The sequence below is a fragment of the Streptomyces sp. WM6372 genome (assembly GCF_001279655.1).
Classification (GTDB): Bacteria; Actinomycetota; Actinomycetes; order Streptomycetales; family Streptomycetaceae; genus Streptomyces.
Map to the genome: position 1 here is coordinate 1 of NZ_LGDB01000177.1, position 25,664 is coordinate 25,664.

21 protein-coding genes and 1 pseudogene are annotated in these 25,664 nt (G+C 73.0%); 8 read left to right on the top strand and 14 right to left on the bottom strand.

The annotated features are described in order from the left end of the window. Window positions 1-115: 115 nt before the first annotated feature. On the top strand, window positions 116-832 hold the full coding sequence (locus ADK52_RS14850) for a PspA/IM30 family protein (RefSeq protein WP_053690269.1): 717 nt from the start codon (window positions 116-118) through the stop codon (window positions 830-832). Window positions 833-934: 102 nt separating this feature from the next. On the opposite strand, the gene ADK52_RS14855 is transcribed toward ADK52_RS14850, so the two are convergent. The 7 genes and pseudogenes from ADK52_RS14855 to ADK52_RS14885 all read right to left on the bottom strand — a co-directional run bounded on the left by ADK52_RS14855 (window position 935) and on the right by ADK52_RS14885 (window position 9,213). Continuing rightward, window positions 935-3,547, bottom strand: a complete 2,613-nt coding sequence (locus ADK52_RS14855; protein ID WP_420714886.1) for a SpoIIE family protein phosphatase — start codon at window positions 3,545-3,547, stop codon at window positions 935-937. 158 nt (window positions 3,548-3,705) lie between these two features. Continuing rightward, the gene (locus tag ADK52_RS14860; RefSeq protein ID WP_053690271.1) at window positions 3,706-4,134 is read right to left on the bottom strand and encodes an ATP-binding protein; all 429 of its coding nucleotides are present in this window, start codon (window positions 4,132-4,134) and stop codon (window positions 3,706-3,708) included. A 277-nt stretch (window positions 4,135-4,411) separates the two neighbouring features. Then, window positions 4,412-4,810: pseudogene (locus ADK52_RS14865) on the bottom strand ((deoxy)nucleoside triphosphate pyrophosphohydrolase); the annotation flags it as partial. Window positions 4,811-4,840: 30 nt separating this feature from the next. Then, a complete protein-coding gene (locus ADK52_RS14870; protein ID WP_053690272.1) occupies window positions 4,841-5,026 on the bottom strand; it encodes an SPOR domain-containing protein in 186 nt (61 codons plus the stop codon). A gap of 415 nt (window positions 5,027-5,441) precedes the next feature. Further along, on the bottom strand, window positions 5,442-6,194 hold the full coding sequence (locus ADK52_RS14875; RefSeq protein WP_053690273.1) for a GntR family transcriptional regulator: 753 nt from the start codon (window positions 6,192-6,194) through the stop codon (window positions 5,442-5,444). A 150-nt stretch (window positions 6,195-6,344) separates the two neighbouring features. After that, window positions 6,345-7,496 carry a DUF4190 domain-containing protein gene (locus ADK52_RS14880; RefSeq protein ID WP_053690274.1) on the bottom strand — a complete coding sequence of 384 codons (1,152 nt, stop codon included), beginning with the start codon at window positions 7,494-7,496 and terminating at the stop codon, window positions 6,345-6,347. Between the two features lie 133 nt (window positions 7,497-7,629). After that, a complete protein-coding gene (locus tag ADK52_RS14885; RefSeq protein ID WP_053690275.1) occupies window positions 7,630-9,213 on the bottom strand; it encodes a S8 family peptidase in 1,584 nt (527 codons plus the stop codon). A gap of 209 nt (window positions 9,214-9,422) precedes the next feature. Here ADK52_RS14885 and ADK52_RS14890 point away from each other — a divergent pair, with 209 nt between their 5' ends. The 3 genes from ADK52_RS14890 (at window position 9,423) to ADK52_RS14900 (ending at window position 12,420) form a co-directional block, all read left to right on the top strand. Continuing rightward, a complete protein-coding gene (locus ADK52_RS14890) occupies window positions 9,423-10,532 on the top strand; it encodes a pyridoxal-phosphate dependent enzyme (RefSeq protein ID WP_053690276.1) in 1,110 nt (369 codons plus the stop codon). An 89-nt stretch (window positions 10,533-10,621) separates the two neighbouring features. Further along, window positions 10,622-11,431, top strand: a complete 810-nt coding sequence (locus ADK52_RS14895) for an isocitrate lyase/PEP mutase family protein (protein WP_053690277.1) — start codon at window positions 10,622-10,624, stop codon at window positions 11,429-11,431. A gap of 50 nt (window positions 11,432-11,481) precedes the next feature. Next, entirely contained in the window at window positions 11,482-12,420 is a 939-nt protein-coding gene (locus tag ADK52_RS14900) for an EamA family transporter (protein ID WP_053690278.1), read from the top strand. A gap of 39 nt (window positions 12,421-12,459) precedes the next feature. Here ADK52_RS14900 and ADK52_RS14905 read toward each other — a convergent pair whose 3' ends face one another. The 4 genes from ADK52_RS14905 to ADK52_RS14920 all read right to left on the bottom strand — a co-directional run bounded on the left by ADK52_RS14905 (window position 12,460) and on the right by ADK52_RS14920 (window position 16,179). After that, entirely contained in the window at window positions 12,460-13,257 is a 798-nt protein-coding gene (locus ADK52_RS14905; RefSeq protein WP_053690279.1) for a trypsin-like serine peptidase, read from the bottom strand. Continuing rightward, complete coding sequence (locus ADK52_RS14910) at window positions 13,254-14,324, bottom strand: alpha/beta hydrolase (protein WP_053690280.1); 1,071 nt, start codon at window positions 14,322-14,324, stop codon at window positions 13,254-13,256. The genes ADK52_RS14905 and ADK52_RS14910 overlap by 4 nt, the downstream gene beginning before the upstream one ends. Window positions 14,325-14,523: 199 nt before the next feature. Then, window positions 14,524-15,573 (bottom strand): alpha/beta hydrolase, encoded by a 1,050-nt coding sequence (locus ADK52_RS14915; protein WP_234343806.1) that lies wholly within the window; start codon window positions 15,571-15,573, stop codon window positions 14,524-14,526. Between the two features lie 168 nt (window positions 15,574-15,741). After that, the gene (locus tag ADK52_RS14920; RefSeq protein ID WP_053690282.1) at window positions 15,742-16,179 is read right to left on the bottom strand and encodes a MarR family winged helix-turn-helix transcriptional regulator; all 438 of its coding nucleotides are present in this window, start codon (window positions 16,177-16,179) and stop codon (window positions 15,742-15,744) included. A gap of 79 nt (window positions 16,180-16,258) precedes the next feature. Here ADK52_RS14920 and ADK52_RS14925 point away from each other — a divergent pair, with 79 nt between their 5' ends. Then, window positions 16,259-17,266, top strand: coding sequence for an SMP-30/gluconolactonase/LRE family protein (locus ADK52_RS14925; RefSeq protein ID WP_053690283.1), 1,008 nt, complete (start codon window positions 16,259-16,261; stop codon window positions 17,264-17,266). A 123-nt stretch (window positions 17,267-17,389) separates the two neighbouring features. Here the strand turns inward: ADK52_RS14925 and ADK52_RS14930 are convergent, their stop codons facing one another. Beyond that, a complete protein-coding gene (locus ADK52_RS14930) occupies window positions 17,390-19,582 on the bottom strand; it encodes a DEAD/DEAH box helicase (protein ID WP_053690284.1) in 2,193 nt (730 codons plus the stop codon). 280 nt (window positions 19,583-19,862) lie between these two features. Between ADK52_RS14930 and ADK52_RS14935 the strand changes: the two genes are divergently transcribed. The 3 genes from ADK52_RS14935 (at window position 19,863) to ADK52_RS14945 (ending at window position 21,848) form a co-directional block, all read left to right on the top strand. Further along, window positions 19,863-20,432: an RNA polymerase sigma factor gene (locus tag ADK52_RS14935; RefSeq protein ID WP_053690285.1), complete on the top strand. Its 570-nt coding sequence runs from the start codon at window positions 19,863-19,865 to the stop codon at window positions 20,430-20,432. Next, window positions 20,429-21,118, top strand: coding sequence for a hypothetical protein (locus tag ADK52_RS14940; protein WP_053690286.1), 690 nt, complete (start codon window positions 20,429-20,431; stop codon window positions 21,116-21,118). The genes ADK52_RS14935 and ADK52_RS14940 overlap by 4 nt, the downstream gene beginning before the upstream one ends. A 100-nt stretch (window positions 21,119-21,218) precedes the next feature. Continuing rightward, entirely contained in the window at window positions 21,219-21,848 is a 630-nt protein-coding gene (locus ADK52_RS14945; protein WP_053690287.1) for a PASTA domain-containing protein, read from the top strand. 34 nt (window positions 21,849-21,882) lie between these two features. Here ADK52_RS14945 and ADK52_RS14950 read toward each other — a convergent pair whose 3' ends face one another. Next, window positions 21,883-22,335 (bottom strand): hypothetical protein, encoded by a 453-nt coding sequence (locus ADK52_RS14950; protein ID WP_147420006.1) that lies wholly within the window; start codon window positions 22,333-22,335, stop codon window positions 21,883-21,885. Beyond that, the gene (locus ADK52_RS14955) at window positions 22,328-25,570 is read right to left on the bottom strand and encodes a M36 family metallopeptidase (RefSeq protein WP_159045954.1); all 3,243 of its coding nucleotides are present in this window, start codon (window positions 25,568-25,570) and stop codon (window positions 22,328-22,330) included. Before ADK52_RS14955 ends, ADK52_RS14950 begins: the two co-directional genes overlap by 8 nt. Between the last annotated feature and the right edge of the window lie 94 nt (window positions 25,571-25,664).

Genomic DNA, 25,664 nt, shown 5'->3' on the forward strand with positions numbered 1-25,664 from the left:
GGGTTCGGGGGCGGGGGGCCGGGCCCGGGCTCGTTCGGCGGCGGGGGCACGCGCGGCCGCATGGGCGGCGGCGGCCGTTTCTGACCCGATCTTCCCCCTCCATGAAAGGGCACCGATGAGCAAGCAGACCATCCTCGGCCGCGTCACCCAGCTCGCGAAGGCCAACATCAACGCGCTGCTGGACCAGGCGGAGGATCCGCAGAAGATGCTGGACCAGCTGATCCGCGACTACACGAACAACATCGCGGAGGCGGAGCAGGCGGTCGCCACCACGATCGGCAACCTGCGGATGCTGGAGGCGGACCACACGGAGGACGTGGAGGCGGCCGCGGAATGGGGTGGCAAGGCGCTCGCGGCGAGCCGGAAGGCGGACGAGCTGCGGGCGGCGGGTTCGACCGCCGACGCCGACAAGTTCGACAACCTCGCGAAGGTCGCCCTGGGCCGCCAGCTCCGGTCGGAGAAGGAGGCGAAGACGGCGGAGCCGACGATCGCCGCCCAGACGGAGGTCGTGGACAAGCTCAAGTCCGGGCTGGCCTCGATGAAGGACAAGCTGACGGAGCTGACGGCCAAGCGCGACGAGCTGGTGGCCCGGGCCAAGACCGCGCAGGCCCAGAACACGATGATGGACGCGGTGAAGAACATCGACGTCATGGACCCGACGAGCGACATCGCCCGCTTCGAGGACAAGGTCCGCCGGGAGGAGGCCCGGGCCTTGGGCCGGCAGGAACTGGCGGCCTCCTCCCTGGACGCCCAGTTCGAGGCCCTGGACGACCTCGACAAGTCCGCGGAGGTCGAGGCCCGCCTGGCGGCGTTGAAGTCCCGGGCCGCCTGACGCACCCGCTGCGCGGGGCTTTCCCCCCGCGCAGCGGACCCGCCGGCGGACCGCCCGCCGCCCGAAGGACCGCCCGGCGGACCGCCCGCCGCCCGCCCGCGGTCAGCCGTACATGCTCAGCAGCTGCTCCGCGGAGAGCTCCGTCACGTGCTCCGACCCGCCGCCGGGCAGCGGCAGCTCGAACCACACCGTCTTCCCCCGGTGGGTCCGCCGCGTGCCCCAGCCCGCCGACAGCATGCCGACCAGCTGGAGGCCGCGCCCGCCCTCGTCGGTGTCCCGGGCGCGGCGGCGGCGCGGCTGCACCAGGTTGCCGTCCCAGACCTCGCAGACCAGGGTGCGGTCGAGCAGCAGCCGCAGCCGGATCTCGCCCTCGCCGTACCGGAGGGCGTTCGTCACCAGCTCGCTGACCAGCAGTTCGGTGGTGTCCAGCAGCCCCTCCAGCCCCCACGCGGGCAGCTTCGCCCGCGCCAGCTCCCGCGCCCGGCCCACCGAGCGGGCCTCGCGCGGCAGCTGCCAGTCACCGACGGCGTCCATCGGCAGCCCCTGCACCCGTGCCATCAGCAACGCGATGTCGTCCTCTCCGTGCCGCGTGTCCAGCGTGTTCAGCACGTGGTCGCAGACGTCCTCCAGCGGCCGCACCGGGTCGGCGAGCGCCTCCCGCAGCCCGCGCAGCCCTTCTTCCAGCGGGTGGTCGCGCGATTCGACCAGCCCGTCCGTGTACAGGGCCAGCAGGGCGCCTTCGGGGAGGTCGATCTCCACCTCCTCGAACGGCTCCCCGCCCACCCCGAGCGGCATCCCGGGCGGCACCTCCAGCAGCAGGGCGGGCCGCGGTGGCGAGCCCGGTTCCGCCGGTTCCACCAGCACCGGCGGCATGTGGCCGGCGTTGGCGATGGTGCAGCGCCGGGTCACCGGGTCGTAGACGGCGTACACGCAGGTCGCGAGGTACACCTCCGAGCGGTCCGCGTCCCGCGAGTGCAGGGCCGCCCGGGAGGCCTGCTGGGCGCCGCCGGGGGCACCGAGCCCGCGGGCGATCTCGTCCAGCGCGGTCAGCACCTCCGCCGGCTCCAGGTCCAGCAGCGCCAGGGTCCGTACGGCGGTGCGCAGTTCGCCCATCGCGACGGCGGCCCGCAGCCCACGGCCCATCACGTCGCCGACGACCAGCGCGGTGCGGTGCCCGGGCAGCTCGATGACGTCGAACCAGTCCCCGCCGACCTCGGTGGCCGCGTTGCCGGGCAGGTACCGGCAGGCGATGTCGAGGCCGGCCGCCTCGGGGTCGCCGGGCGGCAGCAGGCTGCGCTGGAGTATCAGCGCCCGCTCGTGCTCGCGCCGGTACAGGCGGGCGTTGTCGATGCAGACGGCGGCGCGGGCGGCGAGCTCCACGGCCACCGCCCGGTCCCGTTCCCCGAAGGGCTCGCTGCCCTTCGTACGGGAGAACTGGGCGAGCCCGACCACGGTGTCGTGGGCGACCATCGGGACGACGAGCGTCGACTGGACGAGGTCGTCCGCTCCGCCGCCCTCGATCAGCCGGGGCCGCGCGGTCCGCAGGGCCAGCGCCCCCGGCGAGGCCGCCGGATAGCGGTGGACCTCCCCGACGGAGACCGCCGCGCCCGGATCCGACAGCGGGCCGTCCGATACAGCGGAGGCGAAGGCGACCCTCCGCAGCGGCGGGGAGGGCGCCCGTCCGGGACCCCGTCCGTGCGGCAGCGGGGGTACGCCGGGCCCGTGCGGCCGGGCGGGCCGGTCGTCGTCGCCGAGCAGCAGCCCCTGGTAGAGGTCGACGGCGGCGAGGTCGCAGAAGCCCGGGACGGTCACGTCCAGCAGTTCGCGGGCGGTGGTCTCCAGGTCGAGGGAATTCCCGATGCGGTGCCCGGCCTCGTTGAGCAGGGCGAGGTTGCGCCGGACCCCGGCGGCCTCGCGGGCGGCGAGGTGGCGGCGGGTGACGTCGGTGCCCAGGCCGGCGACGCCGACGGGGCGGCCGGTGCCGCCGTGGACGCGGTAGAGGTTGATGGACCAGTGGCGGTGGTCCCGGCTGCCGGGGGCGGCGCCGGTGATCCGGAGGTCGGTGACGGAGTCGCCGGTCTCCAGGACCCGCCGCAGGGCCTCGGTCATCCGGTCGGCTTCCTGGGGCGGGAGGTAGTCGTGGACGGTGCGGCCGCGGTGTTCCTCGACCGCACCGCCGAAAACGGTCGCGAAACGGCGGTTGGCGCGCTGCACGGTGAGGTCCGTGCCGAAGAGCAGGAAGCCGAAAGGAGATTGGCCGAATATGGCCTGCGAAGCGGCAAGATCGGATTCGATGCGGCGCAGCGCGCGTACGTCGACGACGACGCACAGCGCGGCCCGTTCGGCGGTCTCGGTCTGGGTGGGCATCACGTAGATCTCGGCCACGCCGTGCGCGCCGCCCCCGCCGGGAATGCGGAAGGGGACGAGGCCGGTCCATTCCTTGCCGTCGAGGATCTCGGCCATTCTGCGGTGGCCGTCGGCGCGCAGCTCCGGCGGCATGAAGGCGTCCACCGGGTCCCGGCCCACGGCCTGCGCGGCGGTCAGCCCGAACAGCTCCTCGGCGCGCAGGCTCCACTGGTCGATGAGCCCGTCGGGTCCGATGGAAAAGGACGCGACCTTTATGTAGTCATATATCGAGCCAGGCGGGCTGCTGTGCCACAGGGAGTCGTGCCATGTCTCCCCGGGCACACGGGCCTGATGTGCCTGCGCAGGTATCTCGCTCACGCGACCGTCCCCTCCAGCTCACCGCAACCGGACCGGCCATGACCGAAGTATTCAGCACCACGGCCCCGCACGGCACGGCGTTCACGATCACAAAAAGGTCCCGACTATTTCGAGCCATGCCCTGTGATCGTCGGCCATCCGTCACCTTGTTACTCACCAGGAAGTGCCAACTCGAACCACACGGTCTTACCCGATTTCCCGTGCCGGGTTCCCCAGCGCTGCGCAGAGACGGCGACCAGATGAAGCCCCCTGCCGCCCTCGTCCTCCGGCGTCGCGACCCGTTCGCGGGGCGGATCCGGAAGCGGATCGGATACCTCCACCAACAGCGCGGCGCCCCCCGCGGGACTCCCGCTGGCCGGATTCTGCCGCACCAGCCGGACCCCGATCGGGCCGGAGGCGTACCGCAGTGAATTGGTGACCAACTCGCTGACCAGCAGGACGGTGACATCGCCGACGGAGTCCAGGCCCCAGGAGCTCAGCGTGCCGCGCACGGCGTGGCGGGCGGTGCGGACGGCGCCGGGCTCTGCGGGGAAGGCCCACTCGGCGCATTCACCGTCTGTGTCGATCACGCCGATCACTTCCCGGGCCGGCAACGGCCCCAGTCCGATTCCGCAGGGACAGAGCCACGAGGGGCAGTACACGATTGGGACTAATAGCGACATACCCGATATTCGAGGCGTCGTACCACCCGATCCCTCACGCACCGGCGCACTGTGGCGCAGACGGCCCAGCGCACGCGCGTCACGCGCCCCCGTGCGACCTGGTGTGCCGTTCGTGGCGCTCGGCGCGCCCATCGCGCCCATCGCGCCCGCCATGTCCGCCGTGTCCGCCGCGTCCGGCCCGCTCGTCCTGCCCGGCCCGCCCCTCGCGCAGCCGGCGGCCGGCCTCCGCGACGGCGGGCCGGTCCTGGTCGAGCCAGTCCACGGAGTCCAGCTCCTCCGGCCCGAGCCAGCGCAGCTCGTCGTGGTCCTCCAGCGGCGCGGGCTCGCCGGACAGCAGCCGCGCGGTCCACACGTGCAGGACGAGCCCGGGCTTGAGCGGCCATTCCCCCGGGATCCGCTCCAGCGCCTCGGCCTCCACGCCGAGCTCCTCGCGCAGTTCGCGTACGAGCGCCTCGGGAACGGACTCGCCGGGTTCGGCCTTGCCGCCGGGCAGCTCCCACCGTCCGGCCAGCTCGGGGGGCGCGCTGCGGCGGGCGGCCAGCAGGCGGCCCTCATGACAAAGGGCTCCGCCCACGACCACGCGTACCGTCATGGGGCGGAGCCTATGTCAACGTACGGACGCTCAGTTCGTCGTGGCGGTCTGACTGATCCGCTCGACCCAGTACAGCTGCCTGTGGCCCCCGTCTTCGAGGCTGTCGACGACCTTCTGGGCCTCGGACCGGGTGGGGTAGCGGCCCACCCGGTAGCGGTTGCCGTTGTCGTCCTGACGTATGACCAGCCATGGGAGCAGGGCACCGCTGTCGTTCATCGCGTTTCACCCTCCGCCGATGTACCTGCCCGGGAAACCGCATTGCGCATATGCCCGAGCTTACGCCCGACCTTTACGGAGCGGATACGGTTTTTTACGAAGAGGTACCTCCCAGGCGTACGCATCCGGCCACGCGTACGAGCAGGCCGTGCGCGCCGGTTCGAACCCGGCGCACCGCGCGGAGAATCGCACGGTCAACGGGCACGGGGCGAGGGCGAGTCCGGCCCCGAGGCCGGCGCGGAACCGGGGGTGCGCCTCGGCGCAGAGGGCGCACGGCACACAGAAGGCGAGGACCGGCGCGCCGGGGGCGATCACCATCGCGCCGAAATCCACCGGGTCCATGACGTCCCGTCATGCGACGGCGCTCCCCCGGGGGTCACACCACCGGGGAACGCCGGAGACCGCCGCGCGCCGGCTACCGGACCGGCAGGTGGTACGAGAGGCGGTAGCGGTCCGCGGGGACCACCACGTCGGCGGTCTCGACCGCCAGCCCGGACGCGAAGTACGTACGGCCGATCACCAGGACCACATGGCCGGGAACCCCGCCCAACAGCATGTTCTCCTCCGCCAGGCCCGGCCGTGCGCCGACCTCCTCCACCACGTTGTCCACGACGACGTCGATGGCGGCCATCCGGTCCACGACCCCCGAGCCGCCGAGCGGCCCCTCCTCCGGCAGCATCACCGGGGTCCGGCCGGTGACCGCGAGCGGCTCCCAGGAGGTCGACAGCATCATCGCCTCGCCGGCGTCGCGGAACACGTACCGCGTGCGCATCACGCGCTCGCCCGGCTCGATGCCGAGCCGCTTGGCGATGTCCGCCGGAGCGGCCGCCTGTTCGCTGCTGGACTCCCACGTCCCGCGCGCGCCCGCCTCGGCCTGCTCCTGCCGGAACGGCGTCGACGCCCCGCCCGTGCGGTATCCCGAGCGGGCGACCCGTCTCGGCACGGGCTGCTCCCGTACGTACGTACCCGACCCGGAGCGGCCTTCGACCAGCCCCTCCGCCATGAGGACCTTGCGCGCCTCCAGCGCGACCGTGTCGGAGACCCCGTACTCCTCGCGGATCCGGGCCTGCGAGGGGAGCCGGGCGTGCGGGGGCAGGGACCCATCGACGATCTTCCGTCGCAGATCCCCGGCGACGCGCAGATAGGCCGGCTGCTCACCGAAAGTCACTGGCCACTCCCATCAGCTTGACAGACAGCTACACCCTGGCAACCGACGGTTGTACATCGCAAGCAAGGGCCAGAGTTTCACCCGAAGTGATGAAGGCAGGTCATTGAAACCGGTTACCGCGCGTTACATCACGCTCTTCTCGACGGCGCCTCAGAGCGCGGACGGGGACGCCCCGTCCGAGTCGCCCGCCGAGCCGCCGTCCGAGTCCTCCGGGTCACCGTCCGAGCCGTCCGACTGCCCCGCCAGCCATTCCGGCACCGTCGTCGCCAGCCCGTACGCCCCGCGCAGCGCCTTCTCCGCGTCCACGGACAGCGCGGCCGAGGCCTCGTCCCACGCCGCCTGGAACTCCGCCGGCCTCGTCGCCCGGGCCGCCCGCCGCCACCCCGCGCGCGCCGCCTCGACCTCCTTGAGCTGCGCACCTGCGGGGCCGGCCAGCTCCGGCCGCTCCCGCACCCCGTCCAGCAGCCCCGCCTCCACGCCCAGGGCCCGGTCCACCGCGCCGGCCCACTCCAGGTACCGCGGCAGCGCCTCGTCGATCTCCTCCTCCGGCTCGCCGCCCAGCGCCAGGTCGACCTCGTTCATCACGCGCAGGAAGGCCACCTGCTCCGGCGTCAGCATCGTGGCGTCCTTGCGCAGGCTGCCGCGGTGCTCCTGCTCCGCCGTGCCGATGACGCAGAGCAGCCGCCGGTCGCCGCCGCTCCACGACTCGTGCGAGGGCCCGAAGTAGAACATCTCCGCGTACGAGGGCAGCGCCCACGAGTCCATCGCGTACGCGTCCTGCGCCTTCCAGCAGGCGTCCACGGAGGTCCGCCTCAGCTCGGGGTCGCCGGGGAAGGCCGCGCCGCCCGCGAGCCGGGTCGAGGAGGTGACCTCGCCCTCGTGCGGCTCGGCGCAGGCGATCTTGTAGATGAACGGGCGCTCGGCGAGCAGGTCCCCGCCGGGGACGTTGAAGCAGTCGCCCGCGCGCATGTCGTCCATGGCGGTCAACTCGCCCTCGACGTCCTGGTACTGCTCCAGCGTGTCCAGCCGGTGGAAGAGCCGCTCCCCCGCCCGGTCCGCGACGAGGACCAGCGCCGCGGTCATCGCGAGCGACACCACCATGCCCGTGATCGCGAGCGCCTTGCCCCGCTCCCCCTTCCGGGCGATCTGGACCAGCGCCACGATCCCGAAGAGGACGCCGAGCGGCGGCAGGCACAACAGCCCGACCAGCAGCGACGCGAGCGCGAAGCCGTTGAGCGCCGGCTCCCCGTACTCCTGCCGCGCGGGCGGAGGGGGCCAGTGGGGCGGCGGCGGGGTGCTCACGGGGCGAGGGGCTCCATCACGGGGGGCGCACGAACGAATGCGCGAAATAGTACGCAGCGGGGGCGACCGCCGTAACGGTCGCCCCCGCGGTTTCCGTGCGTGAGGAGTGCCTCAGAAGTGGGTCACGAGCGCGTCAGAACTGGAGCGCCCAGGAGTCGATCTTTCCGGTGTCGACGTTGGCGTTGTCGTTCACGCGGAGCTTCCACACCCCGTTGGCGACCTCCGAGGAGGCGTTGACGGTGTAGGTCTTGACGATGTTGTCCGCGCTGCCGCCGCTGCGGTTGTGGAGGGTGTAGACCGAGCCGTCGGGGGCGATCAGGTCGACCTTCAGGTCACCGATGTACGTGTGCTTGATGTCGACCGAGACGCTCAGCGCGGCCGGGGCGTTGCCCGTGACCCCGCTGACGGTGACCGGCGACTCGACGGTCGCGTTGTCGTTGACCGCGTAGTCGGCGGTGTTCTCGAAGCGCTTGCCCGGGTTCGGCGGGGTGGTGCCGCCGCCCACGTAGAGCAGGCGGTTCGGGGAGCCGGAGCCGGGACCGGTCACCACGTTCGGGGTGGCCGCCGCCACCAGGGCCGCGGAGACCTGCGCCGGGGTGCTCGCGGGGTTCTGCGAGAGGTACAGGGCGGCCGCGCCCACGACGTGCGGCGTGGCCATCGAGGTGCCCGAGATGGTGTTGGTGGCGGTGTCGCCGGTGCCCCACGAGGAGGTGATGGAGGAGCCGGGGGCGAAGACGTCCAGGATCGAGCCGTAGTTGGAGTAGCTCGCCTTGGCATCGGTGCTGGTGGTGGCGCCGACCGTGATGGCCTCGGCGACCCGCGCCGGGGACTTGGTGCTCGCGTCCGTGGACTCGTTGCCCGCGGCGACGGCGTACGTGATGCCGGCGGCTATCGAGTTGCGGACGGCGGTGTCGAGCGCGGGGTCGGCGCCGCCGCCGAGCGACATGTTCGCCACGGCCGGCTTGACGGCGTGCTGGGTGACCCAGTCGATGCCGGCGACGACCTGCTCGGTCGTGCCGGAGCCGTTGTTGTCGAGGACGCGGACGCCGACGATCTTGGCCTTCTTGGCCACGCCGTACGAGTTGCCCGCGACCGTGCCGGCGACGTGCGTGCCGTGGCCGTGGCCGTCCTGGGCGGTGTTGTCGTTGTCGATGGCGTCGTAGCCGTAGGAGGCGCGCCCGCCGAACTCGGTGTGGCTGATGCGCACGCCGGTGTCGATGATGTACGCCGTGACGCCCTCGCCGGCCTGGTCCGGGTAGGTGTAGCTGTTGTCGAGCGGGAGCGGGTGCTGGTCGATGCGGTCCAGGCCCCAGGACGGCGGGCTGGGCTGGGTGCCCTGGGCGTCGTCGACGGTGAACGTCCGGTTCTGCACGACGGACTTGACCGCCGGGTCGGCGGCGAGCTTCCTGGCCTGCGCCTCGGAGACCTTGACGGAGTAGCCGTTGAGGGCGGCGCTGTACGTACGGCCGATCGTCGCGCCGTACCGGCGGGCGACGGCCTTGCCGCTGTCGGCGGTGGAACGGGCGGCCGAGTCCTTCAGGGTCACGATGTAGCTCTCGGCGACCGCGCCCGGGACGCCGGCGTTCTCGATGACGCCCTGGGGCCCGTTGTCGGCGGCGGAGGCGGGTAACGCGGCGGCCGCGCCCAGCGCGAGGGCGGCGACTGCGGTCGCGCTGAGGCCGGCGATCTTCCGGCGGGTGTGACGCATCGCGGACATGTGGGGGGTCCTTCTCGTCGGTGACATGAAGAGCGGTCAGCCGGGCGACGGACATCAAGAAATGGACATGCCCATGACAATGACATCCATGTGCTGCCGGCTGCCGCTGCCGAAAGGTTGACGCACGCTCCGGCAGTCCCACAAGAGGATGACGAACGCTTAACATCCGTGCCATACAACGGCCATGAACGAGCAAAGGCGCTCCGCACATGACGCACGCACTCCCCGGTTACGTCTGCCCCGAAGACGCCACGCGCGCCGACGCCCGGACGGCCCCCTGGTGCTGCCCGCTGTGCGGTGGACCGTGGGATCTCGACTTCGTGCCGGATCCGGCCAGTCCGCTCGAACCGGCCGCCGGACCCAACTCGCTCTGGCGGTTCGGCTCCGTACTCCCGCTGCCGGGGGCGTTCTCCGTGACGCTGTCGGAGGGGAACACCCCGCTGGTCCCGCTCGCGGAGCGGGTTCACGCCAAGCTCGACTTCCTGATGCCCACCCTGTCGTTCAAGGACCGGGGCGCGGTGATGCTCGCGGAACTGGCCCGGCGGCTGGCTCCGGAGCGGGTGGTCGCGGACAGCAGCGGGAACGCGGGGACGGCCGTGGCGGCGTACTGCGCGCGGGCCGGGCTCCCGTGTGAAATTTTCGTGCCCGAGGGCACTTCGGAGAAGAAGACGGAGCAGATCCGGGCGCACGGGGCGGCGGTCCGCCTCGTTCCGGGCGGCCGGGAGGCCACGGCGGTGGCGGCCCGGGAAGCCGCCGACCTCCCCGGGGTCTTCTACGCGAGCCACGTCTTCAACCCGTACTTCCTGCACGGGACGAAGACGTACGTGTACGAGGTGTGGGAGGAGCTCGGCGGCCGGCTCCCCGAAACCCTCGTCGTCCCCGTCGGAAACGGCACCCTGCTGCTGGGGGCCGCGCTGGCGGTGGCGGAACTGGCCCGGCGCGGGGTGCAGCCGCCGGCCCTCATCGCCGTTCAGGCGGAGGCGGTGTCCCCCCTGGCCGCGGCCTTCGCGGCGGGCGCGGAGGACGCCGGTCCGGTGGAACAGCGGCCCACCCTGGCCGAGGGGATCGCGATCCCGGCCCCGCCGCGGGCGCGCCAGATCCTGGCGGCGGTCCGCGATTCGGGCGGCACCTTCCTGACGGTCCCGGACCCGGCCCTGCGCGCAGCCCAGCGGGACCTGGCGCGGCGCGGTCTCTTCGTGGAGCCGACGGCGGCGGCCTGCTGGGCCGCGGTGGGCCCGCTGGCCCCCGCCGATCCCCTCCAGGGCCGCACGGCGGTCCTCCCCCTGTGCGGAGCGGGCCTGAAGGCCGGTCTGGCGTAGGCCGCGTCCTTCGCAGCATGCGGCGCCCATCGGACTACGTGTCGGAAAATCGCCAGCCGAAGCCCCGTCCGCTCTGATGAACTGGGCCGATGACCACCACCGTTGACCTCGCCCGCCGTTTCACCGCCCTGCACACCCCCGCCGCGCCGCTGGCCCTGGCCAACGCCTGGGACGTGCTCAGCGCCCGCCTCGTCGAGGCCGCGGGCGCCCCCGCCGTCGCCACCACCAGCGCCGGGGTCGCCTGGTCCCTCGGCACGCCCGACGGGGACGCCCTGAGCCGGGACCGCGCCCTCGACCTCATCGCCCGGGTGGCCGCGGCCGTCTCCGTCCCGGTGACCGCCGACATCGAGGGCGGCTTCGGCGCCGACCCCGCCGGGGTCGCCGAGACCGTCACCGGGGTGCTCGAAGCCGGCGCGGTCGGCATCAACATCGAGGACGGCACGCGGGCCCCCGCCGACCACGCGGAGCGGGTGGCCGCGGCCCGCGCCGCCGCCGACACCGCCGGGGTGCCGCTGTTCATCAACGCCCGCATCGACACCTTCCTCTTCGGTCTCGGCGAGGAGGAGAACCGCCTCGACGAGACGCTCTCCCGGGCCGCCGCCTGCCTGCGCGCGGGCGCCTCCGGCATCTTCGTCCCCGGCGTCACGGACCCGGCCACCATCACCGAGCTGGTCAAGGGCATCGACGCCCCGCTCAACCTCCTCGCCGGCCCGGGCGCCCCGGCCGTCGCCGAGCTCGGCGCCCTCGGCGTCGCCCGCGTCAGCCTCGGCTCCGGGGTCGCGTCGGCCGCGTACGACGTGGTCCGCCGCGCCGCCGAGGAGCTGCTCGCGGGCGGCACGTACACCGCGCTCGACCCGGGCCTGCCGTACGGCGAGCTGAACGCCCTGCTCAAGGGCTGAGACGCCGGTACCGAGGAGCGGGTACCCCACGACGAACCTAGGATCCCGTCATGCGCACCTCGGAGACCACCGGGAGCGGGCCGCCCCCGCAGTCCGCGCCCCGCGGGCTCGGCGCGGCCGTCTGGACCGCGCTCGCCCTCGTCTACGTCGTCTGGGGTTCCACGTACCTGGCCATCCGGGTGGTCGTCCGGACCATGCCGCCCTTCCTCTCCGCCGGAACCCGCTTCATCGCGGCCGGCCTGCTGCTGCTCGGCCTCGTCGCCTGGCGGTACGGGCCGGGCGCGCTCCGGGCCGGCCGTACGCAGGCGGGCTCGGCGGTCGTGGTGGGCCTGCTGCTGGTGCTGGGCGGCAACGGGCTCGTCGTGCTCGCCGAGACCTCGGTGCCGTCCGGCCTGGCCGCGCTGCTGATCGCCGCCGTGCCGATGTGGCTGGTGGTGCTGCGGACCGCCACCGGCGACCGGCCGCCGCTGCGCACCCTCGGCGGCGTGCTGCTGGGCTTCGCCGGGCTCGCGGTGCTGACCGCCCCGGGCATCGGCGGCGACGTGCGGCTCTCCGGGGTGGTGCTGGTGCTCGTGGCGTCCGTGCTGTGGTCGCTGGGCTCGTTCTCCGCGTCGAAGCTGTCGATGCCGGACAACCCGTTCGCGGGCAGCGCGTACCAGATGCTCGCGGGCGGGGCCGGCGGGATCGTCGTCGGCCTGCTGCGCGGGGAGCACCACGCGCTGGACCCGGCCGCGTACTCCACGGCGTCCTGGCTGGCGCTGGGCTACCTCATCGTGTTCGGCTCGCTGATCGCCTTCACGGCGTACGTGTGGCTGCTCCAGGCGGCGCCGCTGTCGCTGGTGGCCACGTACGCGTACGTCAACCCGGTCGTCGCCGTCGCACTGGGGGCGCTGATCCTCGACGAGGCCCTGACCGTGCCGATCCTGGTCGGCGGCGCGATCGTCGTGGTGGCGGTGTGCGTGATCGTCAGCACCGAGCGCAGGCAGTGACCGGCGCCTCCCACGACACGGCCCGGGGCGGGGCGGGCCTCAGTCCCGCGCGGCCCGCTCGTACAGCGCTTTCGCCTTCTCGTCGAACAGCGCGGCCGTGGAGTCCACGTCCGTCTCCCCGCCGCTCAGCACCCCGATCAGCCGCCCCGGGTTCCCCGGACCGCCGCGGTCGGCGATCCAGGGGCTTCCGCTGGTGCCCGACCAGAAGCCCGCGCAGCTGATGTACAGCATCGCCGGGTCCTCCTGGTCGTGGCCGGTCTGGGTGGTGCAGGAGACCGGCTTGTTCTGCGGGTTGCGGTCCGACTCCGGATAGCCGACGACCGTCACCTCGCGCTCGTACCCGGAGGTCCAGTCGGGCTTCGGGGCTTCGGCGGCGCCGCCGACCGCCTGCTGCACCGTACGGCCGTCCTCGTCCGGCTCGATGCTGAGGAAGGCGAAGTCGGCGGTGTCCTCGCCCCATTTGGTCCAACGGTCGTCCACGTGGACCGCACGGACCTTCCACACCCCGAGGGGCTGGCGGCCGCCGCCCTCCCCGGTGAAGGCGGGGGCGAAGGAGAGCGCGCCGATGGCCATGCCGTCGTGCGCGACCGCTCCGGGCTCGCCGCCCTCGCCCGCCGGGGCCACGCAGTGCGCGGCGGTGGCGACGACCGTGCCCTTCGGGCTGTCGACGACGCTCGCCGTGCACCAGTGCTCACCGTTCGCCATGAGCACGCCGACGCCGGGGAAGGCGTGCACGGCGTTCAGGTCCTCGTCCGTCGCCTTGACGAAGCCGACGGCCAAGGCCGCCGCCACGGTGGCGGCGGCAGCCGCGGCCGCGCCCCGGACGACTGCCTTCATCGCACGCCGGGGTCGGGGGTCGGTGCCAGCATGACCTTGCTGATCCACTCCAGAGCGCCCTCCCTCATACCGCGGACGTACGACTTCCCGTTGTGCTCACCATCCTGGATCACCTGGAGCGTGGTGTGCACGGGACCCTTCCCGTACTCCTTCATGAACTTCTCGGCCTTCTCGCGGCCGGTCTCCTTGGTGCCGATCTGGAAGTTGATGTAGACGTCCGGACCACCCTCCTTGATCAGCTTCTCGGCGAGCTTCTCGGGGTTGTTCTCGTCCATGGCCTGCGTGTTCCCCTTCCACAGCGGGGAGTCGGGGACGATGTCGACCCCGCTCGCGATGGCCGCCTTGAAGCGGTCGGGGTACTTCAGGACGTGCTTGAACGCGCCGAAACCACCCGCGGAGGAGCCCATGAAGGCCCAGCCGTCCCGGGAGGTGAAGGTCCGGAAATTGGCCCTCGTGAAATCCGGGATGTCCTCGGCCATCCAGGTGCCCATCTTGGGCTCGCCGGGGATGTCGGAGGCGTCGAAGTGGTGCTTGGTGTCCGCGTTGTGCACCGGCATGATCAGGATGAAGGGCAGGCTCGTACCCGCCTTCGCCCCGTCGCTCACGGCCTTCTGGAGGCCGAGGCCGGGGCCCGTGCCCCAGTAGTTCGTGGGGTAGCCGCGGCCTCCCGGCAGGGAGATCAGGACCGGGAAGGCGCTCTTGGCGTACTTCGGGTCGTCGTACTGCTTGGGGACCCAGACCCACACGTCGCCGGTGAACCCGGACTTCGCGCCGGTCAGCGTCGTCCGGCCGATCTGCGTGCCGTCGGGCATCCGGTACGTCCGCACGAATTCGGCCTTCGGTCCGGTCGGCATGCTCACCCCCGGCCGGATCTCCTCGGCCGCGGCGGCCGACTCCTGGACCTTCCCGAAGGAGACCGGATCCCCTATGTCCGAGAAGAGCTTGTACTTGTACGCCGCGGCGCCGCCCCCGGCGGCGAGCGTGAGCGCCAGCGCACCGCTGATCAGAAGCCTGCGCAGGCGCTTGGGACGGCGGCGGCCCGTGGTCTGCGGGCCTTCCTCGGTCATGAGGTCTCCGTCACCCTGAAGCTGGTCATGCTGCACGGATTTGTCCCGTTCCTTCTCCGGCGCTCCCGAAGAGCGCGGGTCGGACCGATCGGTCCCCCTTCACCCCTTACAGAGGTGTCAACGATCGGATGGGTTGCCTGGGACCGGCGGGACGTGGTGCGTCCCACGCAGGTCCGGGCACACCGTGCGTACGGGCCGGTCAGCCGGTGGCGGGCTGCGGGGCCTTGAGCACCTTGCTGATCCACTCCAGGGAGCCTTCCTTCATGCCCCGGACGTAGTGCCAGCCGTTGTGCTCGCCGTTCTGGATGTCGCGGATGGTCATCTTGACGGGGCCCTTGCCGAACGACTGCTGGAACTTGGTCATCCGCTCCCTCCCCGACTCCTTGGTGCCGATCTGGAAGTTGATGTAGACCTCGGGGCCGTTGCCGTCGATCAGCTTCTGCGCGAGCTTCTCGGGGTTGTTCGCGTCCATCTCGGCCTGGTGACCCTTCCAGAGCGGGGAGTCGGGAACGATCTCGCCGCCGCTGGCGATCACGGCCTTGAAGCGGTCCGGGTACTGGAGGACGGTCTTCATGCCGACGAAGGCGCCGGAGGAGGAGCCCATGAAGGCCCAGCCGTCGCGGGACTTGTACGTACGGAAGTTGGCCTTGGTGAAGGCCGGGACGTCCTCGGCGATCCAGGTGCCCATCTTGGGCTGGCCGGGGATGTCGGCGCCGTCGTAGTAGTACTTACTGTCCGGATTGAGCACCGGCATGATCACGATGAACGGCAGGCTGGTGCCGGCCTGGACGCCCTCGCCGATGGCCTTCTGGAGTCCGAGGCTGCGGTCGGACCAGTAGTTGCTCGGGAACCCGTTGCCGCCGGGAAGGGAGATGAGCACCGGGAAGGCGCTCTTCTCGTACTTCGCCTCGTTGTACTCCTTGGGCGTCCAGACCCAGACGTCACCCTCGAAGCCGGACTTCGCGCCCGCGAGGCGGGCCTTCGCGATGATCGTGCCGTCGTCCAGCTTGGCGGTCTGCTTGAAGTCGGACCTCGGGCCGGTCGGCAGCAGCACGTCCGGATCGCCGCTGGGCGGGGCGGAGGGCGACGGCGCGCCCGGGGTCGGCTTGCCCGCGTCGGGAGCGGCGGAAGCATCGGAGGCGGGCGGGGCGGGGGCCTTGCCGAAGCTCACGGACGCACCGTTGCCGGAGAGCCATTCGAGCTTCCAGGCGGCGAAGCCGGCGCCGCCGAGCAGGAGCGCGAAGGCCACGGCGGCGGATATCCATAGCGCGCGGCGGGAACGCCTGGCGGGCGGGGACTGGTGCACGAACTTCGCTCCGAACGGTCATCACCGTCCCGGTCGGGCGGGACGGAACAGCTGGGTATCACCTTGGGCGCCTTGCGCGCCTTGAGCGCCTTGGTTCTGGCGTACGAGAACTCACCTCTGGGCGTCGAGCACCTCCGCGCACCGCCCGAGCAGGCCGATCAGCCGCTCCCGCTCCTCCGCCGAGAACGCGGCGGCCAGCGCCCGTTCCACCCGTACGGCGCCGGCGTCGGCGAGCTCCATCGCAGCTCGCCCCTCCTCCGTCAGCCGGGTCTCGAGCACGTTGCGGTGCCATTCGTGCGGGGTCCGCACGATGAGCGCGCGCTCCTGGAGGTTCTTCAGCACGGTGTTCATCGTCGGCGGCGTCACCCCGCACAGGCGGGCCAGCGCGGCGGCCGAGATCCCCGGCTTCTCGGAGAGCCAGAGCAGCGCGGCGTACTGCGGAACCGTTACCGCGGCGGGCTTGAGCGCGGCGTTCTTGGCCGCGAGAAGCGCCTGTTCGGCGCGCTTGACGTGCGAGCCGATGCGCTCCTCGGGAGGCATGGAGGTCATTGCTGCATCCTAAGGCCCTTGCATGCATTAGAGCTCTAACATATCTTCGTGTTCACCCACACGGAAGAGGACACCTGCTGTGCTGAAGAAGCTCCTGCCCGCGACCCTCCTGACCCTGACGACGGCGCTCACGCTGGGCGCGATCCCGGCGGCGCACGCCTCGCAGGCCACCCCGGCCGCCTCCTCGGCCGCACCGGTCTCCGACAGCCGCGTCTCCACCGCCTTCACCCTCCCCGGCGCGAAGGTCTACCCCGAGGGCATAGCCACCGACCCCCGCAACCACACCGTCTACGTGGGCTCGTACGCCGACGGCACCGTCTACCGGGCCCGCCCCGGGCAGCGCACCGCCGAGGTGTTCCTGCCCGCCGGCACCGACGGCCGCCACACCGCGAACGGCCTGCGCGTCGACGCCCGCGGCCGCCTGTGGGTGACCGACTCCACCTCCGGCGTCGCCGTCTACGACACCGCGTCCGGCCGCCGCCTGGCCCACTTCGAGGTCGCCGGGTCCGGCGGGCTCTTCGTCAACGACCTGACCATCACCCCGGACGGCACCGCCTACCTGACCGACAGCGTGCGCTCGGTGATCTACCGGGTCACCCCGGCCCAGCTCGCGGCCGGTTCGGGCGCGCTGGTCCCCGCGTACGACCTGAACGGGCACCTCACCCCGTCCCCGGCGGGCAGCTTCGCCCTCAACGGCATCGTCTCGGACCCGGCCGGCCGCTTCCTGCTGGCCGTGGACATGACCGCGGGCGACCTCCACCGCATCGACCTGCGCACCGGCGCGATCACCCGCGTCGCCCTCCAGGGCGGGAACCTCACCCACGCCGACGGCCTCGACCTGGCGCCCGACGGCACCCTGCGGGTGGCCCACAACACCACGAACACCCTGACCCGGTGGCACGTCAGCCCCGACGGCACCCGGGCCCGGCTGACCCGGACGATCACCGACCCGTCACTGCAGATCCCGACCACGCTGAGCCACACCCCGGGCCGCACGCTCGTGGTCCGCTCCCAGTTCGACAAGGGCGGCCCGATGGGCCCGGGTACGCCGACGGCCTTCACGATCGCCTCGGTCCGCGGCCTCTGATCCTTGACGCACCGCTCGCACACCTCGGCCCTGGCGGGCCCGCCTTCTTGACGCACTGCTCGCACACCTCGGCCTTGGCGGGGGTGGTCGGGCGGCCCGGCGGTCCCGGCGGGGCTTGCGGCGTCAGCGGGCGGCGCCCAGGCGGGCCTGTTCCTCCTCGACGATGCGGCGGGCCAGTGAGGCGTCCGAGACGTCGACCGCCTCGGGCGCCGACTCCGCCACCACGCTGCGCCGGGCGTACGCGTCGAAGAGCCGCGCCTTGCGCTCCAGTACCTCCAGCATCCGCTGGTCCACCCCGTCGGTGGCCAGCAGCCGGTGCACCCGTACCGCGCGCACCTGGCCCATCCGGTGCGCGCGGGCCACGGCCTGCTGCTCCGTGGTCGGCTTGACCTGCGGCTCGCAGAGGATCACCACCGACGCCGCCTGGAGGTTGATCCCGATGCCGCCCGCCTCGATCTGCGCGAGCAGCACCGCGTGCCCGGCCGCAGCCCCGAACCCGTCGACGAGCCGCTGGCGGCGGGCGGGCGGCACGCTCCCGGAGATCGGCCCGAAGAGAACGCCACCGCCACCGCCGCCCGCGTGCGGCGGCCGGCCGAGCGCCTCCTCGACCACCCCCAGCACCTCGCGGAACGCGGAGAACACCACGACCTTCAGCCCGTTGACCGCGGCCTCCGCCACCAGCTCGCGCAGCCGCCGCAGCTTCGCCGACTTCTCCGGCTCCGCGTACGCGGCCCTGCGCATCGCCATGAAATTGCCGGCCCGCACCGCCGACCGGTACGCCTCCCGGTCGGCCCCGCTCAGCTCCTCCCACTCGTCGGTCCACTGGACCCCGGGCAGTTCGGCGAGCACGTCGCGCTGGTTGCGCCGCAGGTACGCGGGGGCCACCGCCTTGCGGAACGCCTTCGACCCGGCCACCGTGTCGACGTCGCCGATCCCGGAGGCCACCTCGGGCCGCAGGACCCGTACGAGGCTGCGGAACTCCGAAACCCGGTTCTCCATCGGGGTGCCGGTCAGGAAGAGGACGTACGTACAGCGCGCGGCCCAGGCGGCGACCGCGAGCGAGCGCTGCGCCTGCGGGTTCTTGACGTGGTGCGCCTCGTCCACGACGAGCATCCCCAGCCCGTCGGCCGTCGGCTCGGGGAATCCGGTCAGCGCCTGGAAGGTCGTCACGGCCACCCCGCCCTCCCCCCGCCAGTCCGCGAAGGCGTCGTGCCGGCCGGGCCCGTGCAGGGCGACCGCGCGCAGGGTGCTGCGCGCCTCGATCTCGCGGGTCCAGTTGATCAGGACGCCGGCCGGGCAGACCACGAGGAAGTGCCGGTGCCCCTGCGCCGCGAGGTGCGCGAGGGCGGCGAGTGCCTGGATCGTCTTGCCCAGTCCCATCTCGTCGCCGAGGATCACCCGCCGCTGGGCGAGGGCGAAGCGGGCGCCGAAGGACTGGTACCCGCGCAGCGAGACCCGGCGGTGCGTGCCGTCGAGGGCCTGGGCGCGGACGCGCTCGACCAGCGCCTCGGGCAGGAACCCCTGGGCAGCGGCCGGATCGGCGCCGCCTCCGGGCCGGTCGGTGACCTCCGCGAGCAGGCCGTAGTACTCGGCGGAGCGCAGCTCGAAGTCGACCCAGGCGGCCGCCTCGTCGGCGGGGCCGCGCAGCAGGTCGACCGAGGCCTGCCCGAGCAGGACGGGCACTCCGTCCGCGGCGGCCCGCCCGGTCCGCCGGCCGATCTCGGCGAGGGCGGCGAGCGCCCGCTCGCGCCGCTCCCGGCCCGCGAACCACCCGCGCAGCCGGCCGGCGGCGGGTGCGGCGTCGGTGAGCAGCGGTCCGAGCCCGGCGTCCAGGTCCGTGGCCGCCTCGACGGCCCGGCGGGCGTCGGGCCCGGCCTCGACGAGCGGGTGCAGGGCGGCGACCAGGGCGGTGGTCCGGGGCTCGGGACGGTCCACGTCGAGGTGCACGGCGACGGTCTCCCCGACGGCTTCGGCGAGCTGCCGCGCGGCGCCGAGCGCCTGGTCGGCGCTCTGCTGCCCGACCCCCGGGATCTGCCGGAGCCGGTGGCGCCCTGCGTCCAGCACCCGCTGCACGGTGTCGAACCCGGCCGCCTCGATGGCGGCCACGGCGCCCGCCCGCAGCCGCCCCTCGGTGACGTGTCCCAGCCGGTCGGCGGGGATCCGCCGCAGCTCGGCGCGGGCCAGGTCGGCGTGGATCGGAGCCCAGGCCTCCCGTACGGCCTCGACGGCCCGCCGGTGGTCGGCCAGCAGCGCGCCGGCGGCCGCGTACAGCACTTCGCCCGCGCCGATCGCCTCGGCCACCGCCCTGCGCCGCATGCCCCTCACCCCCCGACTGCTCCCGACCGCGCCGGGTGACGACCTGCCGCACGACCTGCCCTACGACCGACCGACCGCACGACCGACCGACAGACCGACCGCACGACCGGCATCAGGCAACCTACCGCCGTCGGCGGGGTCCCCCGTGACCTGCGCGCGGCGGCCGGGAGAGCGCGGACGGGAGCGGGAGCGGGGACAGGAGGAGAATGAAGGGGTGTTTCCGCACGAACCCGAATCAATCCATTCGGGGAGGCCGAACGTATCCAGTGACGTGCAGAGAATGGGCCTCCCGCTCGGGCGTGCGCCGGACGAAGCGTTGCTGTCGGGCCTTGCGACGGGTGATCCCGAGATCGCCGTCGCGTTCGTGCGCCGCTTCCAGCGCACGGTCTTCGGCGTGGCCATCGCCGTGGTGGGCGACGCCCAGCTCGCCGAGGACATCGCCCAGCAGACGTTCGAGCGGGCGTGGCGGCACGCGCAGGTCTACGACTCGCGCCGCGGGTCGGTACGGACCTGGCTGACGGCGATCGCGCACCATCTGGCGATCGACGCGGTCCGTGCCCGCCGGGCCAATCCGGTCGCCCCGGAGGACCTGGACGCCCTCCTCGACATCGTGACGGAGACCCCCGAACAGCACGCCGTCGCCGCCGAGACCTCGGCCGGGGTACGGGCGGCCGTGGCGACCCTGCCCCGGGAGCAGGCCCGCGCCCTGGTGATGGCGGGCATCTACGGGTTGACCGCGCAGCAGATCGCGGACATGGAGCGGGTCCCGCTGGGGACGGCCAAGACGCGGATCCGTACGGCGATGCACAAGCTCCGCAGGACCCTGGGGGCCGAGGAGAGCCGGCGATGAGCGAGATGACCTGCGAACAGCTGAGGGAACTCGACGCCGAGCTGGCGCTGGGCATCCTTCCGGCCCGGGAGCGCGCCCGCGCCGTCGCCCACCTGGACCAGTGCCCCGGCTGCCGGGAGCACATCGAGCAGCTGGCGCTGGTCGGCGACGACCTGCTCGGCCTGCTGCCGGGGACGGAGCCCCCGGTCGGCTTCGAGAGCCGCGTCGCGGCCCGCCTCCAGCCGCCGCCCCCCACGCCTGCCCGGGCTCCGGCCCGGCGGTGGCTGCTGCGGCCCCGGGTCGCGGCCGTGGCGGCCGCCCTGGCGGTGGCGTGCGGGTTCGGCGGCTGGGCGGCCGGCACGGCGATCCAGCAGGCCTCGGCACCGCCCGCGTCCCCGACGGCCCGCGCGGGCCTCCAGCTGCTCCAGGCCCCGCTGGTCACCGGCGGCCGGGAGGTGGGCCGGGTCTTCGCCCACCCGGGCGCGCAGGGCTGGGTGTACATGTCGGTGGACCTGGAGAAGCCGATGCCCGAGATCAGCTGCGTCCTCGACCACACGGACGGCACGATGACCCGCCTCGGTACGTTCTCGCTCCGGGACGGCTACGGCTACTGGGTCGCGACGACCGACGTGAACGCCACGACCCTCGCCGGCGCCCGCCTCCTCACCCCGGAGGGCTCGGTCCTGGCCTCGGCCCACTTCGCCTAGGGGGTGTCTTCCGGATCCGGCCCGTCGCGTCTCCCCCTCCGCGTGTCACAGACCCGTCATTTCCCACCCGGCAGGTCCCCGTCGCGACGAGCATGGCCGGATGCGCACACACCACACCGCCGTCCTGCTCACCACCGCCGGACTCCTCGCCCTCACGGCCTGCCAGGACCTGGCGACCTCCGGCGGCACACCCGCTCCGCCCGCCTCGTCGGGCTTATCCGCCTCCTCGAAGGGCCCCGGCTCCGCGGCGAAGACCGCCACCGTTCCCCAGCTCGTGGGGAAGGGGCTCCAGAGCGCGCAGGACGAGTCCCAGGCTGCGGGGTTCGCCCTGCTGAAGTCACACGACGCGCTCGGCCGCGGCCGGCTCCAGGCCGTGGACCGGCACTGGAAGGTCTGCTCGCAGAGCCCCGCCGCCGGCGCGACCGTCCCGACCGCCACGACGCTCGACTTCGGCGCCGTGAAGCTCGAAGAGAGCTGTCCCGCCGCGGACCCGGGGCCGCAGCCGGAAGCGGGCGGGACCGTGCCGGACTTCGCCGGCAAGTCCATGAAGGTCGCCCGTGCCGCACTGCCGTCGAACACGAGCATCACCGTCAAGGACGCGGCCCAGAGCCGGATGGTGCTCCAGGAATCGAACTGGAAGGTGTGCTCGCAGGATCCGAAGGCGGGTACCCGGCTGGACGGTCAGCCCGTTGCGTTCACCGTGGTCAAGTTCGAGGAGACCTGCCCCTGAGACCGGCCGGCCCACCGGCCCCCTGACCGCCCGCTCAGGTGACGGTGAGGGTCAGGGTGGCCGGGGAGGCGGTGGCGGGGCGGGGGACGGTGATGCGGGTGGTGCCCGGGCGGACCGCGCGGAGCTCCCATTCGCGGTGGCCCGAGCCCGTCACGTCGCTGATGCGGATCAACAGCACCGCATCGCCCCGGGCGGTGGGTTCCGGGCCGCCTTCCGGGAGGGGCAGGCGCAGGCGGGCCGTCTGCCCGACGGCGAGCCGCCCCGCGAAGCCGTCGTCGGCCGCGGTGAGTACGCGGCCCTGCGCCGGGGTCGCCGCGCCGGCCGCCGTGGCGCCCGTACCGCCGGTGGCGCCCGGGTCACCCGTACCGTCCGGCTCGTGCGCACCGTCCGGCTCCTGCTTCCCTTGCGCCGGCGGACGCACCTCGCCGCCCCCGCACCCCGTGAAGAGGGAGAGGGCGGCGAGGCACACCAGGCGCCGGTCAGCCACCGTCACGCACGTTGAAGCGCAGCAGTACGTCGACCTGCTTCAGCAGCTGGTTCCGCGTCGAGGCGGGGTCGTTGTAGACCGCCTCGGCGTTGGCCACCGCCGCCCCGAAGGTCGAGTCCGTCTTCCGGTCGCCACTGGTGTCGACCGGCGTGGACAGGTCGTACGACCCGTTCGCGAAGTTGAGCCACGCCGCGAGCAGCTGCTGGGAGACCAGCGGCCGCGGCTGCGGGGAGCCCGAGCCGAGAACCGCGTACGCCTGGGCGTCGGTCAGCGGCCCGTACACGGCGCTCATGAACGAGGCCACGCTCAGCAGGCAGGCCCGCTGCACCGCCGTGGAGCGGTCCGGCGCCCGCCCGTCGAACTCGCCCATCCAGTACGCCTGGTTGCGCGCCCGCAGCGCGTTGCCGGTGGTGATGACGGAGGCGGTGTCGGAGGCGCTGCCGCTGTCGTCGTCCCTGCTGGTGAACGTCAGCGTGGACAGGCAGGCGGCCGGGTACGCGTGCGACTTCGTCCCCGTCACGTCGCGCGGCTGGATCGAGGGGCTCGGGTCCGGGTCGGTGGCCGGCGGGTTCACCGGCGAGACCAGGTCGTCCGGAGCGCCGTCGCCCCACAGCCAGTTCAGGGTCAGGTCGTCGCTGCCCGGGTCGGCGGAGGCGCCGGTGACGGCGACCGGCGTGCCCGCGTGGGCGATGAAGGCCTTCTGCCCGTTGTACGTCGTCTGCCCGTCGCCCGAGATCGCCGCGGCCGGGTCGGCGTTGGCGACGGTCGCGTCGACCGTCCGGCAGGTGCTGGTGTCGTCGTCACTGCCGCAGACCTCGACCGGGAAGGTCCCGTCGTCCCCGTACGTGTGCTCCGCGGTGAAGGTCAGCGTCGCGTCGGGGCGGTCGTTCTCCAGCGCGCCCGTGAGCTCCTGCGGGCCCGCTCCGTCCTTCCAGTCGACCGTGGCGGTCAGCGGGTCGAGCCGGCCCGGATCGCTGATCCTGCCCGTGAGGGTGACGGGGCCGTTCTCCCCGGCCGCAGGGACCGGCTGGAGCGTCACGACCGGTGCGGCGTTGGCGACGGTGACCGTCGTCGCGTCGGTGTCGGTGTTGCCGGCGGCGTCGGTCACCCGCAGTCCGACGGTGGAGACGCCGTCCCCGCCCACCGCGCCGAAGGCGGCGGTGACCCCGGTGGCGTCGTCGTACTGCCCGTCGTTGTCGAGGTCCCAGGCGTACGCGGTCGGGTTCCCGGCCGACGGCGCGGTCCCCTTGGCGGAACCGGCCGCGCTGAGCGTGACGTCCGTGCCCTCGTTCGTCGTGTACGGGCCGCCCGCGTTCGCGGTCGGCAGGCAGGCGGCCGGGACGGTCTCGTCGGCGGTCACGGTGTTCTGGTCCGCGCTGGAGGCGGCGTTCGCGCCCATGCCGCGTCCCGCGAAGACCCGCCACAGGAGGCACTGGTCCGCGCCCGCGTTGTTGGTCATGTCGGCGGCCAGGACGCCGTCGCGCGCGTCGAGGTAGTTCGGCTTGCTGACGGTGTTCTTCATGCCGTCGATGACGAGCTGCTGGGTGAACGCGACGCCCTTCGCCTCGCGGATGTCGTAGATCGTCGCGGCCCAGATCTCGCCGTTGCGGTGCACGCCGCGGGCGGGGTTGAAGGTGCCCCACTTCTCGGTGGACGTGTCGTACGCCTGCGAGCGGATGCCGGTGGCGGTGTTGCCGGTGACGTACTCGCCGACCGTGGCGTCGCCCCACTTGAGGAAGGAGATCGCGTCGCTCCAGCCCTCCCCGAGGGCGCCGGTCTGGGAGCCGCCGCCGAGGTGGCCGCCGCCGACGAGGCGGTTGGACACGCCGTGGCCGTACTCGTGCGCGATGACGTCGCCGTCGAGCGAACCGTCGCGGAACGGCCGGCCCGGCGGCTGCCACACGTACATCTGCATGCGCGGGCTGGAGCCGTCGCCGGGGGCGGCGAAGTTGGCGTTGTTGGTGCAGCGGATCGCGTTCGGCAGCGTGGCGTCGTCGAGGCAGCCGAGGTCCCAGCCGTCCTGCGCCTCGGCCAGTACGGGGTCGTTGCCCGAGCCGCCGCGGCCGAAGTTGTCGACCTGGAAGTTGCGCGAGGCCTCGTCGAACCCGAGGTCGTAGAGGTAGTCGTGCATCACATTGGTGTAGTAGAAGAGCTGCGTGATGACCGGGTTGACGTCGGCGTCGAGGTTGGCCTGCGTCGCGCCGGCGTTGGTGCGCCAGGTGTCGTTGAACGGGTAGTCGAAGTGCTGGTGGTTCGGGTCGCCGCTCGCCGGGGACTGCGGGCGCAGGGCGTCGTTCCCGGTGTCCGGCACCGTGTTGTCGCCGTCCTCGTCCCGGTACGCGTTGGCGTTGTTGCCCTGCGTCAGCCGGTCCGCGACCCAGGAGCCGTCGCGGCCGGTGAACGGCGTGACGGTGCGGGTGGCGCCGCTGACGTCGGGGTGCTGGGCCGTGAAGACGGTGCCTTCCGGGCCGGCGTGGTGGTACCGGCTCTCGCGGCTCAGGACCCGGCCGTCGGCGGCGTCGACCACCGTCTCGTACCAGGACGTGCCCGAGACCTCGATGTCGGTGAGCCAGGCGGGGCGCAGCTCGCGGCCGGAGTCGGTGGGGAACCAGACCAGTTCGGCGGTCACGTCGTTGGGCTTCGTGAGCCGCTTGGCGTAGACGTTCTTGAACTTCTGCCGGCCCTTGTCGCGGTTGTCGGTGCCGGTCAGGGTGTGCTGGGGCCGGGCGCCCTGGGCCTCGGCGGCCTGGTCGAGGGCCTGCTTGGCCGTCAGCTCGACGGTGCCGGCCGGCTCGGCGGTCACGACGGCGCCGCCGAGGATCACGAGGCGGCCGCGCTTGTCGACGGTGGCGGTGAGGAGCCCGCCGTGGACGCGCATGCCGTCGATGCTCTGGCCGATCGTCACCTGCCGTGCCCCGTTGTGCCGGGTGGGGTACGAGGAGACGACGACGAGCTGCTCGGCCTGCCGGGCGGTGAGCCCGAACTCCCCGCGGTGGTCGCGTACGTAGGCGAGCGCGACGTGCTCGGGAGCCCGCTTGGACGGCGGGGTCAGGTACCCCCCGGAGTTGAAGATCATCCGGGCGTGCCCGGTGGCGGGGTCACGCCGTACGGTCGGATCGGCGGGATCCGCGGCGCCCGGCGGGGCGGCGGTGGCCGGTCCGGGGGCCAGGGCCAGCAACAGGCCGGTGGTGGTCACCGCGGTCCACCACCGCGTCCGGAAACGCCATCTGGTCACGGCCTGAGCCTCCCGAGCGCCGACGCTTCCCCCAGGCCTGCTGTCGAGACCGCGTGCGCTCCGTGACGCTACTCACCAAGATCCACCCGTCAAC

Coding starts and splice junctions, on each gene's coding strand:
- ADK52_RS14895 (WP_053690277.1), top strand. CDS start 10,622: ATGACCACCACCGTTGACCTCGCCCGCCGTTTCACCGCCCTGCACACC.
- ADK52_RS14900 (WP_053690278.1), top strand. CDS start 11,482: ATGCGCACCTCGGAGACCACCGGGAGCGGGCCGCCCCCGCAGTCCGCG.
- ADK52_RS14890 (WP_053690276.1), top strand. CDS start 9,423: ATGACGCACGCACTCCCCGGTTACGTCTGCCCCGAAGACGCCACGCGC.
- ADK52_RS14870 (WP_053690272.1), bottom strand. CDS start 5,026: ATGAACGACAGCGGTGCCCTGCTCCCATGGCTGGTCATACGTCAGGAC.
- ADK52_RS14910 (WP_053690280.1), bottom strand. CDS start 14,324: ATGACCGAGGAAGGCCCGCAGACCACGGGCCGCCGCCGTCCCAAGCGC.
- ADK52_RS14940 (WP_053690286.1), top strand. CDS start 20,429: ATGAGCGAGATGACCTGCGAACAGCTGAGGGAACTCGACGCCGAGCTG.
- ADK52_RS14920 (WP_053690282.1), bottom strand. CDS start 16,179: ATGACCTCCATGCCTCCCGAGGAGCGCATCGGCTCGCACGTCAAGCGC.
- ADK52_RS14930 (WP_053690284.1), bottom strand. CDS start 19,582: ATGCGGCGCAGGGCGGTGGCCGAGGCGATCGGCGCGGGCGAAGTGCTG.
- ADK52_RS14850 (WP_053690269.1), top strand. CDS start 116: ATGAGCAAGCAGACCATCCTCGGCCGCGTCACCCAGCTCGCGAAGGCC.
- ADK52_RS14905 (WP_053690279.1), bottom strand. CDS start 13,257: ATGAAGGCAGTCGTCCGGGGCGCGGCCGCGGCTGCCGCCGCCACCGTG.
- ADK52_RS14945 (WP_053690287.1), top strand. CDS start 21,219: ATGCGCACACACCACACCGCCGTCCTGCTCACCACCGCCGGACTCCTC.
- ADK52_RS14885 (WP_053690275.1), bottom strand. CDS start 9,213: ATGTCCGCGATGCGTCACACCCGCCGGAAGATCGCCGGCCTCAGCGCG.
- ADK52_RS14935 (WP_053690285.1), top strand. CDS start 19,863: ATGGGCCTCCCGCTCGGGCGTGCGCCGGACGAAGCGTTGCTGTCGGGC.